Raw genomic sequence first — 13,518 nt, 5'->3', positions numbered from 1 at the left:
CAAGCGCGCAATGCCGCAGACAAGGAGGTCTCGATGATCGCCGACCGCATTATCGAGCAGGGAACACTCACCACCCAGGACGGCCGGACCGCAGTCGAAGTCCGCATCCCCTGGTACCGCGCCCTTCCGGGCTCATGCATCGCCGGCGCAGCGTTGACGGTTGACGGCGTTGCCGCGCCGGCGGACACGCTGCGCTGGACCATGAACAACCGCACGTTCAGCTTTGACGAGCTCGTGGATGAGACCAGCGAATGGTGGTTCCCGCTGGACTCGGCCGTCCTTTCCGGCGACCTTCCGGTCCAAGACGGCCAGGCCGAGCACGAGGTCCGGGTGGACCTGAAGCTCTATATCCCGTACATCATCACCGACCACGGCGTGCTGCATATCGAAGAGCACGACACCAAGACCATGAAGGTGGCCCAGCGATGACCAGCCTCGGCACGCCTATCCAGGGCGTTACCCTTTATAGCTTCACCCGGGCGTTCCACGCCCGGCAGTACGATCTCGACGGGCTGATCCGCAAGGTGGCGGCGGAAGGTTTTGGTCCCGGCCTGGAAGTTATAGGCTTCTCCAGCCTGCGTGGCTTCCCGGACCGGATAGACGACGCCTTCGTGGGGCAGTTCCGCGATCTTGTGGCCGAGGTGGACCTGGTCCCCACGTCCCTGGCCGTCAATGTTGATACCGGCCTCCGCCGCGACCGGCTGATGAACCACGATGAACTGGTCGACTACATGCGCAGACAGATTGAGGTGGCTGCCCGGCTCGGCTTCCCGATTGCCCGGGTGCAGATCTCGCTGACCCCGGACGCCATGGAGAGCCTGCTTCCGGTGGCCGAGCAGTACGGCGTCACCCTGGCCCTGGAGGTCCATGCGGACCAGCATGGCGCGCACGAACGGATCCTGGCGCTCCGCGACCGCTTTGAGCTGCTTGATTCCCCGCTGCTTGGCTTTACCGCTGACTGGGGGGCCACTGTCACCGGTTTTGCCCCCTCCCTGCTGGAGGCGTACCGCCGCCGCGGAGCTTCGGAGGACCTCCTCCGCCAGGTGGTGGAGCTGTGGAACGGCTTCTACGCCGAGGGTCCGCCCAACACCCAGAAGGTCCACGGCGAACGCTTCGGTGCGTTCATCGGACTGGCAGCCCGCAATGGCCGCCCGGACCTCGGCATCGACTTTGGCATCAACGGAACCGGGCTCTTCGGTCCAGCGCCGCTGGACACCTGGCTGGAGATCATGCCGTGGGTCCGCCACGTTCACGGCAAGTTCTTCGGCATTGACGAGAACGGGGAGGAACCGTCGGTGCCGGTCCGCGGCCTAGTCAAGCAACTCGTGGAGAACGGCTACTCCGGCGCCATCTCCAGCGAATACGAAGGCTGGCACTGGAACAACTGGCAGGACCCGTTCGACATTATCCGCGGCGAACAGGCCGTCCAGCGGTCGGCTGCGGCGGACGCCGGCTCAGCCATGATCACCGACGCCTCAGAAGCACGCCGCATCCTCAACAGCCACCTGGCCCAGCCCGTCCGCGGCTGACCAATGAAGGGACCACACACCATGACAGAAGGCATCGCCGGCTCGGGCATCCAGCTTGGCATCACCCTCTATTCGCTCACCTCGGAATTCGCCGCCGGTATCTACACGCCGGAGACCCTGATCAAGGCCGTCGCCGACGAAGGCCTTGGCCCCGGCGTCGAATTCAACATCGCCCAGATGCTCCGCACCTACCCCGACGTTGACGACGACTTCGTGAAGCTCTGGCGGGACAGCATGGACCGCTACGGCCTGACCCCCAGCGCCGTGGGCACCAACCTGGACATGGGCCGCCGTAAGGACCGGGATATGACGCCCGACGAGGAGTTCGACTTCTTCGCCAGGCAGCTCAAGACCGCCAACACGCTGGGCTTCAACAAGATCGTTATCCGGTCCGCGGGCAAGGACCTGCTCCGCCGGCTGCTTCCGCTGGCCGAGAAGTACGACCAGAAGCTCGGCTACGAGATCCACGCGCCCCAGGGCCCGAACGATCCCAAGATCCTGCAGATCCGCGAGATGTATGAGGAGCTCGGCAGCGACCGCCTCGGGTTCACCGCGGACTTCAGCTCAACCATGCACAGCCTCTCGCCCACGCTGTTCCGCACCCTTACCCAGATGGGGCTGCCGGAGGAGCATTTCGCCGTTATGCAGGACATCTGGCGCAAGCCCCTGCCCATGCAGGAACGCAACCAGGAGTTCGAGGACTATCTGCGGGAGAACAACTTCGACCCTGCCCGGCTGGGGCCGTTCACCCGGCTCGCATTCAACATGCACGGGCTGGTTCCGCCGGAGGAATGGCTGGACATCATGCCGCAGATGTTCCACGTCCACGCCAAGTTCTATGACATCGACGAAAACGGCAATGAGCCCGCCATGGACATCCCCCGGATCGTCCGGCAGTTCGTCAAGGGCGGCTACACCGGCTTCCTCTCCAGCGAATGGGAAGGCCACGCCTTTGCCGACCTGGGCGAATCGGACCCGATCGACCTCGTCAAGAAGCAGCACGCCCTCATGCGGCAGGCCATCGAAGAAGCAGCAGATCCAACTGTCTCCCACCCGACCCTGGTCGAGACTGCGAAGTAAGGAAAACCATGGCTACCCACAACTCCCTGTTCCAGGACGCCGACGTCCGCAGGCACCCCGAGGGCATTTCCGTCTCGGTGCAGCTTCCCTGGTACCGCAGCCTTTGGCTGTCCGCCGTGGATGACGTAGCAGCCACCGTCAATGGGGTGCAGATCCCCAAGGAGGCCCTGCGGTTTGAACTGCAGGGCAAGAGCTACTCCATTGCCGAACTTCCGGACCAGTGGGACACCCTCTGGTTTGTTGCCGACAAGCCGGACATCATCATCCCGCTGGACCGTGTCCCGGACGCAGGCGAGGAAATCGACGTCGAGGTCATCCTCACCCTGCGCCTGCTGTACATGCAGATCGCACCCATGCGCTACGTCGGCAACCGGGTGGCGGTTGAGCGCAAGGTAGTGCTCGCATGAACACCCTGCGCGTGGCCATGATCGGCTACGGCTTTATGGGCGCCGCCCATTCCCAGGGCTGGCGCACGGCCCCACGGGTGTTCGGCCTGCCCGCCGAGCCGGAGATGGCAGTCATCGTTGGCAGGAACGCCGACGCCGTGGCTGCCGCGGCCCAAAAGTGGGGCTGGGCCGAGTCAGCCACTGACTGGCGTGAGGTCATCGCCCGCGACGATATCGACGTCGTGGACATTGTCACCCCCGGCGATTCACATGCCGAGATCGCCATCGCTGCGCTTGAGGCAGGCAAGCACGTCCTGTGCGAAAAGCCGCTCGCCAACACGGTGGCCGAGGCCGAGGCGATGGCCGAAGCCGCGGAACGGGCCGCCGCCCGGGGCGTCAGGGCCATGGTGGGGTTCACGTACCGCAGGGTTCCCGCCGTGACGTTCCTGCGCAACCTGATCGCTGAAGGTGCGGTGGGGACGGTCAACCAGGTGCGCGCCTCCTACCGGCAGGACTGGCTGGTGGACCCGGAGACGCCGCTGGCCTGGCGCCTGCAGAAGGACCACGCAGGGTCCGGTGCGCTGGGGGACATCGGGGCCCACGCCATCGACCTCGCCCAGTTCGTCACCGGGCAGGACGTCACGCAGGTATCCGGTGTCATTGACACCATCGTGAAGGAACGGCCCCGTGTGGAGGGATCCTCCTCGGGTTCCGGGCTCGCGGGCACCGCCGGCAGCGGATACGGCCAGGTGACGGTGGACGATGTCGCCATCTTTACCGGCCGCCTGGAATCCGGTGCGCTGGCATCCTTCGAGGCCACGCGCTTCGCCACCGGACGGAAGAACGCGCTCCAGATTGAGGTCTCCGGGGACAAAGGCGCCCTGGCATTCGACCTGGAGGACCTCAACAGCGTCCAGTTCTACGACCGCACGGCACCCGCAGACCGCCAGGGGTTCAGGAAGATCCTGGTTACCGAGGCCGGGCATCCCTACGTCTCGGCATGGTGGCCGGCCGGCCACATGCTCGGCTACGAACATGGGTTCTCCCACCAGGTCAAGGACCTGGTGGAGGGTATCGTGGGCGGCACCGACCCCCACCCCACGTTCGGCGACGGGCTGAAGGTGCAGCGTGTGCTCGACGCCGTCGAACGCAGTTCCGACAATGATTCCGCCTGGACCCGGGTCGCTTCCGGCGTCCCCGTCCAGGCCACCTAGGGAGGGAAAATACGTGGCACGACCAATCACCCTGTTCACCGGCCAATGGGCCGACCTGCCGTTCGAGGAAGTGGCCCGGCTCGCAGGCGAGTGGGGCTACGACGGGCTGGAAATCGCCTGCTGGGGTGGCCACCTGGACCCTTGGCGCTGGGACGACGACGCCTATGTGCAGGGCAAGCTCGACGTCCTGGAGCGCAACGGCCTCAAGGTGTGGACCATCTCCAACCACCTCAAGGGCCAGGCCGTCTGCGATGATCCCATCGACGAGCGGCACCGCGGAATCCTGCCGGACGTGGTGTGGGGCGATGGCGACCCTGAAGGTGTCCGCCGCCGAGCCGCGGAGGAGCTGAAGAACACAGCCCGGCTTGCCGCCAGGCTCGGCGTGAAGACGGTGACGGGCTTCACGGGCTCTTCCATCTGGAAGTACGTGGCCATGTTCCCGCCCGCCTCCGAGAAGATGGTCGACGCCGGCTACCAGGACTTCGCCGACCGGTGGAATCCCATCCTCGATGTGTTCGACGAGGTGGGGGTCAGGTTCGCCCACGAAGTCCACCCGTCCGAGATCGCGTACGACTACTGGACCACCCAGCGCACCGTGGAGGCCATCGGACACCGTGAGGCGTTTGGCCTGAACTGGGACCCGAGCCATATGGTGTGGCAGGACATCGATCCGGTGGGGTTCTTGTGGGACTTCAAGGACCGCATCTACCACGTGCACTGCAAGGATACGAAGAAGCGGCTGTCCAACGGCCGCAATGGCCGCCTCTCATCGCACCTGGCCTGGGCGGACCCCCGCCGCGGCTGGGATTTCATTTCCACGGGCCACGGCGATGTGCCCTGGGAGGACGCGTTCCGCATGCTCAATTCCATCGGTTACCGTGGCCCGCTGTCCGTGGAGTGGGAGGATGCCGGCATGGACAGGCTGGACGGTGCCCCCGAAGCCCTGGCATTCGTACGCAGGCTGTCCGGCTATGAACCTTCAGCAGCGGCATTCGACGCCGCCTTCAGCACGAAGTAGCACAGGCAGCACCAAACAGCACCGCTGCGCAGAACGGCCGGTCCCGGTAAACCCGGGGCCGGCCGTTTCTGTGTGTGTCAGCTGGCTGTTTTCTGTCAGCTGGAGGCCGTGGCCGCCAGCGCTGACTGTGCCAGGGTTGCCTCCGCCAGGGTGAGGTGCCGCCGCGTCATCTCCGTGGGGTCCTTCTGCAACCACTCGTGTCCACCCCACTCGCTGGTCAGTGTGCCGGTGAAGCCGCTCCTGCCCAGCAGGCCGCCCAGGTCCCGCAGCGGCCGGGAAACGCGCCCGCCGTCGTCGTCCAGGTCCCAGAACTTCAGGTGGAAGGCGCCTACCAGGGGGAGGATGTCCTGCAGGTCCGCCGTGCCGCTGCGGCCGAAGCGGATGAGCAGGTTCATGAAAAGGGTGTGGATCCGCGGCGGCACGTTGCCCGAACGCAGCACGGCGGTGATGGCGTTGTGCGTTGCGGGATCGCGCCAGTCATTCTCCAGGCGCGCCATGAGATCCGGGGACAGTCCGCCCTGGCGCATTTCTTCGAGGTAGGTCACGGGAAGGGCGGGCATCAGCATGCTGATATCCACGAGGACCCGCACGCGTTCATCAGCCAGCCGTGCTATCGCGTCAAGGGCCGGAGCGACCGCCGGATTGCCCGGAGCCTGCTGCCCCTGGATTTCCTCGTAGAGCACCAGGTCCAGCTCGTGCAGCAGGGGTTGCAGCAGCATGAGCAGTTCCGTTCCCGCCTGTCCGATCGGGAGCCGGACCCCGCTGGCTCCAACGCGGTGCGCAGCGCGGAGCTGGGGAACCAGGAAATCCAGGCGCTCCTGCAGCGGGCGGCGTTCGACGGGGGAGGTGAAGTCGTCCAAGCTGGCGCCCACGATGCTGATCCGTCCCCGGACCGCGGCGAGGCCGTGGCGCAGTTGGTCCACCTCGGCGTCCTGCGGCGCGGGGAAGGACCGCCAGACCAGTCCCGGCTCAAGCTCAACCGTTTGTGCCACCGAAGCCGCGATGCCAGTCACGATATCGCGGGCCGTCCTGCGGGCGGAGATGATGTCCGGGGCCCAATTGAACGAGCTGGCGCAGAGCGTCCATCCGAACGGAATTTCGGGAGCCATGGGTAGCCTTCCCTTTTATGTCTGTTAGTGACAAACTTATGTCACTTTTAGGATAAAGGATGGAAGCCTTGTTGCAAACAGCTTTACGCGAAGATGCGTTGACCTCCGCTTCGGGCGGCTTCGAACTGCGGGTGGGGCTGCCGTGGATCCGCTCGATGCCCCTGTCCTCCGTGGCGGGGCTGGCGGTGGAAGTCGACGGCGTTCCGGTGGTGGGGCGGGAGCTGGCGGTCGCGCTGGGCGTGCGGCAGGTCCCGGCGGAAGCCCTGCCGAAGGAACCCGGCTGGTGGTTCATCCAGGACAGGCTGGTGCTCGCCGTCCAGCGGCACCTTTCCGGCGGGCCGCATGCGGTCGCGGTCGGTTTCCAGCTGTTGGTGCCCTACCTGCAGGCGCGGCCAGGCACTCCGCTGGTCCTGCCGTTCCGCCTGGAGGCCCTGCTCGAACTTGACGGCGCGCCTGTGCCCAGCGTGTCCCGCGACGTTGCCTGAGGGGGAGCGCCCGGAGTGTCCCGTGGAACCCTAGGCAGGAACTGCCACCCGTTCCGGTGAGGGCCGGCCGCCTGCGAACCAGCGCGGGAAGGTGACATCGAACAGCTGCTCCCGCGCCAGTTCGGCGCCGCCGCGGAGGGGTTCGCGCACGTCATTCACGGAGGGGGTGATCGTCAGGTCCCGGGTGGCGAGCGGCAGCGAGAGCTCGTAAACCCGCTGGCGCACTTCCGCCAGGAACACCTCGCCGGCCGAGCCCATGGCCCCGCCGACCACGATGACTCCAGGGTTGAACATGTTCACCAGGGCCGCGATGGTCTCGCCCGCCACGCGTGCCGACTTCTGAATCAACGAAATGGCCAGCGGGTCGCCGGCCTGGGCCGCCAGGGTGATGTCCTCGAACGTCAGTGCCCCCTTTTCCACCAGCGCCGCCATGGAGCTGGTGGCACCTTCCCGGATGGCCTGTTCCACATCCCTTACCAGGGCCCAGCCGCTGGCGACAGCCTCCAGGCAGCCGATCTTTCCGCAGCGGCACTGCGCTTGGGAGTCAAGCACCCGGACATGGCCGATGTCGCCGGCGGCACCGTTGGCCCCGCGGTGGATCCGGCCCTGGGACAACAGGCCCGCGCCGATTCCCGAGCCGATCTTGCAGTAGATGAGGTCTGCCAGGGATTCGCGGCGGCGGGCACGTTCGCCGAGGGCCAGCAGGTTGACGTCGTTATCCACCCAGACCGGGGCGTTGAAGCGCTCCTCGAAGGGCGTGCGGATGTCGAATCCATTCCACCCGGGCATGATCGGAGGCGACACGGGCTGCCCGGAGGCAAAGTCGACCGGACCGGGAAGTCCCACCACCACAGCCCAGACGGGCACATCGGAATCCTTTTTCAGGACCTCGTCCACGAGGGCCATGACGGCGTCGATGGTCTTCTCCGGCCCTTGGGTGATATCCCAGGTGCGGTGCGTGTGTTCCAGGATGTCCCCGTCAAGCGCGGCCACGCCAACCCGAATATGGGCCGCCCCGAGGGCGCAGATGATGATGCGCCCCTGCTCGGAGCGAAAGCGCAGGGTCCGGGGCGCGCGGCCACCTGAAGAGGCGCCAAATTCCCCCTCGCCGAGGAAGCCGAACTGGATGGCCTGGTCCACGCGCTGGCTGACGACACCCCGGCCGAGGCCCGTGACCTTGCCGATTTCGGGGCGGGTGGTTGCCTCGCCGGTGCGCACCAGGTTGACGATCCGCAGGAGGCTGGTCACTTCATCGGTCTGGGCTCCAAAGCGGAGGGTGGACTCTGTCGTCATGATCACAATTCTCACACACGGAGGCACACTAAGGTGCGGTTAGATGGGACTATAGCCAGAATTTTTCCGACTTATGAATAATAAAAGCATAAGAGGGGGAGGCGGCGGGCTTTGGAGCCCGGACCTCGGGTAGCACGACGTCCGGGCATCAGGTCTAATCCAAACATTCTTATGTTGCTTTCAGACTAAAGTGACGTATAATGGAGACGGCGCCGGGGTTCTTTCCGGACCCGTTCTCCGCCGTGATGCTGCGCCGGAGGCACACCACGTCGCGTCGACGGCCCGATCGTTCGGGCAGATCACTATGCCACTTTCACCTTTGAGACTCCGTCTCCTTGTTGTTTCACTGCTCTCGGTCTCCTTCCTCGGCGCCCTGGACCACACAGTGGTGTCCACGTCGCTGGCCACCATTGCCGGTGAACTGGGCGCGCTGACGCTGATGAGCTGGGTTGTGGTGGGCTACACGCTCGCCAGCACCGTGCTGCTGCCAGTACTCGGCAAACTCGGTGATGTCCTGGGGGCGCGCCGCATCTTCCTCGGTTCGCTCGTGATGTTCCTTGCCGCCTCCCTGGCCTGCGGTTTCGCCGCCGACATGACCTGGCTCATCGCCGCACGCGTCCTGCAGGGCATGAGCTCAGCAGGCCTGCAGCTGATGTCCCAGACCATCATTGCCCGCGTCACCACCCAGCGTGAGCGGCCGCGCTATATGGCCATCATCGGCGCAGCTTTCCCTATAGCCATCCTGGTGGGCCCGGTGCTCGGCGGTGCCATCACCGATTACTGGGGCTGGCAGTGGGTTTTCTGGATCAACATCCCGGTGGGTGCCGCGGCGCTGGCCCTCGCACTCGTCGCGGTTCCGCACCTGGAGCCCGGCCCCATGCCCCGCCACTTCGATATTGCAGGGGCAGCTGTGTTCACCACCGCGCTGGTGGCGCTGGTACTGGCTGTCTCGTGGGCCGCCGAAAGCAGCGGAGGACTTGCCACCGCTGCTGCGCTCGCGGTGAGCATCGCCGGCTTCATCGCCTTCTTCCTGATCGAGCGGCGGGCGGCGGAGCCCATGGTGCCGCTCCACTTCTTCGCCAACCGAACAATTGCGGCGGGCACGGCACTTTCGGCGATTATCGGCGTCGGCCTCTTCTCCATCACCGCGTACCTGCCCACGTACTTCCAAATGGCGTACCAGACCACTGCCACGGTGTCCGGGCTTGTTCCCATAGCAACGGTGTTCGGCATGCTGATCAGCAACCTGCTCACCGGCTGGCTGGCCAGCCGGACAGGGCGGTACCGGATTTTCCCCATCCTGGGAACCTCAATGGGGGCCGTCGGGCTCTTTGTGATGGCGTTGCTGCCCGCCGGGCTTCCACTGTGGGCTCCCATGATTGTGATGGGTGTGGTGGGTATGGGCACCGGGGCCTTCATGAGCCTGATCGTTGCAGTAGTCCAGGGAGCTGCACCGGCAAGCCAGACCGGCACCATCACCGCCACCATCAACCTGGTGCGGCAGATCGGTTCAACAGTGGCGACGGCCATCATTGGCGGAGTGATCGGCTTTGGTGTCGCGGCGCTTCTGCCGTCAAGCCTTGACGCGGCCACGCTGACCCCGCAGCTGGTCCACGCGGCGGCGCCGGAAGTCCAGGCCGGCGTCGCCCAGATCTACAGCTCGGTCTTTACGCCCATCTTCATCGCCCTGGCAGCCGTCTACGCCCTGGGCATTGTTGCGGCGGTCCTGCTTCCGCACGGCCGGCTTTCCGACGACCCCGTACCCGCTCCCGAAGCACCGTCCACCTCCCTTTCGGCCTGATCTCAAAGGAGACATCATGTCCAACCCCACTATCGCCATTGTCGGCAGCGGACCCATCGGTTCCACCTACGCACGCCTGCTCCTGGAGCATGTACCGAACGCGCGGGTGGTGATGTTCGAGGCCGGGCCGCAACTCACCGACGTTCCCGGCGAAAGCGTCCGCAACATCCCCGACCCCGCCGAGAAGGCGCGTGCCCGGGAGATGTCGCAGGGGCCGCAGGCAGGGGCCTACCGCGAGTCGCTCGGGATCCCCGCAGCCACCGTCACCGAGGGCATGTTCACCGCCCGCCAGGGGACCCACCTGCTGGACTTCGGCGGCGCGGGTTCGGCGCACGCCCCGTCCTTCCCGGCCGCGGCTGCGGCAACCAACGTGGGAGGCCAGGGCGCGCACTGGACCTGCGCGACGCCGTCGCCCGCCTTCAGCGAAAAGGTTCCGTTCATCGCTGATGATGAGTGGGACGGCCTCATTGAGGACGCCAAGCAGCTGCTCCACGTCCACAGCGCCGCGTTCGCTGACTCCAAAGTTGGCGAGGCGATCCGCTCGCTCCTGGACGAAGAGTTCGGCGCGGAACTGCCGGGCGGCTACGGTGTGGGCACCCTTCCGGTGGCCGGGGACCCGCAGCCTGACGGATCCGTGCGCTGGGCGGGTGCCGACGTCGTCCTCGGCCCGCTGATCGATCAGGACAGCCCGCTCTCGAAGCGGTTTGAACTGCGCGACCTCACCCTGGTCCGCCGCGTGGAGCTGGACGGACGCCGCGTCACAGGGATCACCGTCCAGGACCTCCGGACGGGGGAGGCGTCCTTTGTGCCGGCGGACATCGTTGTGGTGGCCGCCGACGCCTTCCGCTCCCCGCAGCTGCTGTGGGCCTCGGGCGTCCGGCCCAAGGCGCTGGGGCACTACCTGACCGAACACCCCGTGGTCATCTCCACAGTGGCGCTCGACGCCGAAAAGATGGAGCGGTACGCCACCGGGGAGGACCTTGAGGCCGAACTGGCGCGGCGTGCACACAACCCGGCGGATCCGGTGGCGGCAGTGAACCGCATCCCGTTCTCCGAGCCCGAGCATCCCTTCTCCGTCCAGGTCATGTACTCAGAATCCACTCCGTTCCCCATGGAACCGGGCACACCGTACGCCGAGAACCGCTGGGGCTACGTCAACATGGGCTACGGCATGCGCAAGCACCCGCGCTACGAGGACGCGGTCACCTTCGACGACAATGAGCCGGACTACCGTGGCTTCCCGAACATGACCATTGAGTACGCACTCACCGAACGGGAAGAGAAGGAGATTGCCGAGGCCACCGAGCGGCTGCGGCGTGCCGGCAAAGCCCTGGGCGCCTTTGTTGCCGAGCCCAGGCTGATGCCGAACGGCTCCAGCCTGCACTACCAGGGCACCATGCGGATGGGCCAGGCCGACGACGGTACTTCCGTGGCGGATCCGTGGTCGCGTGTGTGGGGTTACGAGAACCTGGTGGTGGGTGGGAATGCGCTGATTCCGACGGCGACTGCCATGAATCCCACGCTGATGAGTGTGGCCATCGCGGTGCGCGGCGCCCGGAAAATCGCTGCGGAGCTTGGGTCCTGACCTGCGAATGCGCCTGGCCGGGGCGCGGTCCAGCGCGCAACCCGGGCATGCCGTGATCGAAGCCGCCACGCGAGAGCGCGCGCACTAATCAGTTCTGATTAAGGGAGCCCGCGGACCTGAAACCTCCGCGGGCTCCCTTTGCTATGCGCGGCAGGGGATCGCCGGCTTTGGTCGCCGAAATACCGCGTGCTGACATCCAAGTATTCGCACCACGAATACCAGCTAGATAGATTGGAAGGTTCCCGACTCGCGACTGATGGGCAATTGTTGATTGCAACAAGTTTGACAACCGGTTGTCACGGAAATGCCATCAGGGTTTCTGTGCCATCGCCGGTTCAAACACACCAACCAATCAGCGATGAATCAGGAGCCAACGATGAAGTTAGGTCCCAAGGCGGCAGCGACCGCAATCACCCTCAGCGCCGCACTGGCGTTGACCGCCTGCGGCGGCAACGGCGCCAGTGGAGGAAGTACTCAGGGCTCAAGCCCGGAGAACCCGACGGTCACGTCCCTGACCCTCGGAGCGCTGCAGGATGTCCGCTCTTGGGACCCCGCGCAGGCACACGTCGGCAACGGTCTGCAGCCCTACCAGATCGCCTACGACTCGCTCCTTCTCCGCGAACCGGATGGGAAGCTCAGCCCGATGCTGGCAACGGACTGGAAGTATAACGAGACCAACACCGTTCTTACCCTGGATCTGCGGACCGACGTCACCTTCAGCGACGGCGCGAAGTTTGATGCAGAAGCGGCGAAGTCCAACATAGACCATTTCAAGAAGGCGAACGGTCCCCAGATGTCCCAACTGGCATCCGTCTCGGAGGTCAAGGTGGTGGACGCGGACACGGTGGAGCTCAACCTCAGCGCACCGGACCCGGCCCTTGAGTACTACCTGAGCCAGGCAGCCGGCTTCATGGGCAGCCCCGAGGCGTTAGGAACCGAGGCCATCAAGACTGAGCCCGTGGGCAGCGGTCCCTACGTCATGGACAAGGCGTCAACCGTCAAGGACTCGGTGGCCGTTTTCACTGCCCGCGAGGGTTATTGGAACAAGGACCTGCAGAAGTACTCCAAGTTCTCGTACAAGGTTTTGAACGACATCACCGCACGCACCAACGCGCTGGTCTCCGGCCAGGTGGATGCTGCAATTCTTGACCCGAAAACCGGCAAGCAGGCGGAGGGTGCCGGGATGCGGCTCGCCAGCAACGAGGTGGACTGGCAGGGGCTGCTGCTGTTCGACCGTGACGGCACTGCGAACCCCGCCCTGAAAGACGTGCGGGTCCGGCAGGCCATCAACCACGCGTTCGACAGGAAGACCATCCTGGAACAGGTGTTGCTGGGTGAGGGAACGCCCACGTCCCAGCCTTTCGGCAAGGAAAGCGGGGCGTGGGTTGAGGAACTTGAGGACAAGTACCCGTACGATCCCGCGAAGGCCAAGGCCCTGCTGAAGGAAGCCGGCTACGAATCAGGAGTTGTCCTGGAAGTTCCGCTGGTTCCGGCCTTCGAAACGCAGATCAATATCCTCAAGCAGCAACTGGCTGATGTGGGCATCACCTTGAACGCCGGTGCCTGGTCGGGGCCCACCTTCTCCAGTGACGTCGCCGCCCGCAAGTACCCCAGCATGTACTTCTCGCTGTTCCAGGGGGAGCCGTGGGTTGCCATCAACCAGCTTGCTTCCACCACGGCCTTCTACAACCCGTTCAAGAACACCACTCCTGAGCTGCAGGCCAAGATTGACGCGGTGCAGAACGGCGGGGAGGACGCGGACAAGCTGGCGGAGGAAGTCAACCGGTACCTCGTTGAGGAGGCATGGTTTGCCCCGCTGTTCCGGATCAACCAGATGTACTACTACAACGACAAAGTCAACGTGACGCCGCAGCTCCAGCAGGCCGTCCCGTCGATCTACAACTACTCCCCCGCGAAGTAGGTTCCACAGCAGCCGCCCCACGGCGGCCCCCAGGGGCAGCCGTGGGGCAACGCCAGCGCTAGCCAGTTCGATGGAGAACCAGCCATGATCAAATTCA

The 13,518-nt window shown here is 65.3% G+C and carries 12 protein-coding genes; 10 read left to right on the top strand and 2 right to left on the bottom strand.

What is annotated here, in order from left to right:
* The first annotated feature begins 33 nt into the window (after positions 1-33).
* The 6 genes from AC6CHP_RS11725 to AC6CHP_RS11700 are packed head-to-tail and all read left to right on the top strand — an operon-like array spanning position 34 to position 5,227.
* Positions 34-429 carry a C-glycoside deglycosidase beta subunit domain-containing protein gene (locus AC6CHP_RS11725; protein ID WP_188728710.1) on the top strand — a complete coding sequence of 132 codons (396 nt, stop codon included), beginning with the start codon at positions 34-36 and terminating at the stop codon, positions 427-429.
* Positions 426-1,529, top strand: a complete 1,104-nt coding sequence (locus tag AC6CHP_RS11720; protein ID WP_188728712.1) for a sugar phosphate isomerase/epimerase family protein — start codon at positions 426-428, stop codon at positions 1,527-1,529. The genes AC6CHP_RS11725 and AC6CHP_RS11720 overlap by 4 nt, the downstream gene beginning before the upstream one ends.
* Before the next feature lie 21 nt (positions 1,530-1,550).
* Entirely contained in the window at positions 1,551-2,609 is a 1,059-nt protein-coding gene (locus AC6CHP_RS11715) for a sugar phosphate isomerase/epimerase family protein (protein ID WP_188728714.1), read from the top strand.
* A gap of 8 nt (positions 2,610-2,617) precedes the next feature.
* Positions 2,618-3,016 carry a C-glycoside deglycosidase beta subunit domain-containing protein gene (locus AC6CHP_RS11710; protein WP_188728716.1) on the top strand — a complete coding sequence of 133 codons (399 nt, stop codon included), beginning with the start codon at positions 2,618-2,620 and terminating at the stop codon, positions 3,014-3,016.
* Positions 3,013-4,209, top strand: a complete 1,197-nt coding sequence (locus AC6CHP_RS11705; RefSeq protein ID WP_498229995.1) for a Gfo/Idh/MocA family protein — start codon at positions 3,013-3,015, stop codon at positions 4,207-4,209. Before AC6CHP_RS11710 ends, AC6CHP_RS11705 begins: the two co-directional genes overlap by 4 nt.
* A 13-nt stretch (positions 4,210-4,222) precedes the next feature.
* Positions 4,223-5,227 carry a sugar phosphate isomerase/epimerase family protein gene (locus AC6CHP_RS11700; RefSeq protein WP_498229993.1) on the top strand — a complete coding sequence of 335 codons (1,005 nt, stop codon included), beginning with the start codon at positions 4,223-4,225 and terminating at the stop codon, positions 5,225-5,227.
* Between the two features lie 95 nt (positions 5,228-5,322).
* On the opposite strand, the gene AC6CHP_RS11695 is transcribed toward AC6CHP_RS11700, so the two are convergent.
* A complete protein-coding gene (locus tag AC6CHP_RS11695) occupies positions 5,323-6,336 on the bottom strand; it encodes a restriction endonuclease subunit R (RefSeq protein WP_498229991.1) in 1,014 nt (337 codons plus the stop codon).
* 68 nt (positions 6,337-6,404) lie between these two features.
* Here AC6CHP_RS11695 and AC6CHP_RS11690 point away from each other — a divergent pair, with 68 nt between their 5' ends.
* On the top strand, positions 6,405-6,821 hold the full coding sequence (locus tag AC6CHP_RS11690) for a C-glycoside deglycosidase beta subunit domain-containing protein (RefSeq protein WP_188729197.1): 417 nt from the start codon (positions 6,405-6,407) through the stop codon (positions 6,819-6,821).
* Between the two features lie 30 nt (positions 6,822-6,851).
* Here the strand turns inward: AC6CHP_RS11690 and AC6CHP_RS11685 are convergent, their stop codons facing one another.
* Complete coding sequence (locus AC6CHP_RS11685; protein ID WP_104185800.1) at positions 6,852-8,114, bottom strand: ROK family protein; 1,263 nt, start codon at positions 8,112-8,114, stop codon at positions 6,852-6,854.
* Between the two features lie 319 nt (positions 8,115-8,433).
* Here AC6CHP_RS11685 and AC6CHP_RS11680 point away from each other — a divergent pair, with 319 nt between their 5' ends.
* The 3 genes from AC6CHP_RS11680 (at position 8,434) to AC6CHP_RS11670 (ending at position 13,421) form a co-directional block, all read left to right on the top strand.
* Positions 8,434-9,915 carry an MFS transporter gene (locus tag AC6CHP_RS11680; RefSeq protein ID WP_498229988.1) on the top strand — a complete coding sequence of 494 codons (1,482 nt, stop codon included), beginning with the start codon at positions 8,434-8,436 and terminating at the stop codon, positions 9,913-9,915.
* A gap of 16 nt (positions 9,916-9,931) precedes the next feature.
* Positions 9,932-11,500: a GMC oxidoreductase gene (locus tag AC6CHP_RS11675; protein ID WP_498229986.1), complete on the top strand. Its 1,569-nt coding sequence runs from the start codon at positions 9,932-9,934 to the stop codon at positions 11,498-11,500.
* Positions 11,501-11,876: 376 nt separating this feature from the next.
* The gene (locus AC6CHP_RS11670; RefSeq protein WP_498229984.1) at positions 11,877-13,421 is read left to right on the top strand and encodes an ABC transporter substrate-binding protein; all 1,545 of its coding nucleotides are present in this window, start codon (positions 11,877-11,879) and stop codon (positions 13,419-13,421) included.
* Positions 13,422-13,518 lie beyond the last annotated feature (97 nt).

The organism is Pseudarthrobacter sp. GQ63 (assembly GCF_059758765.1).
Note: the sequence above shows the minus strand (reverse complement) of the source record. Positions and strands in the feature narration are given on the sequence as shown.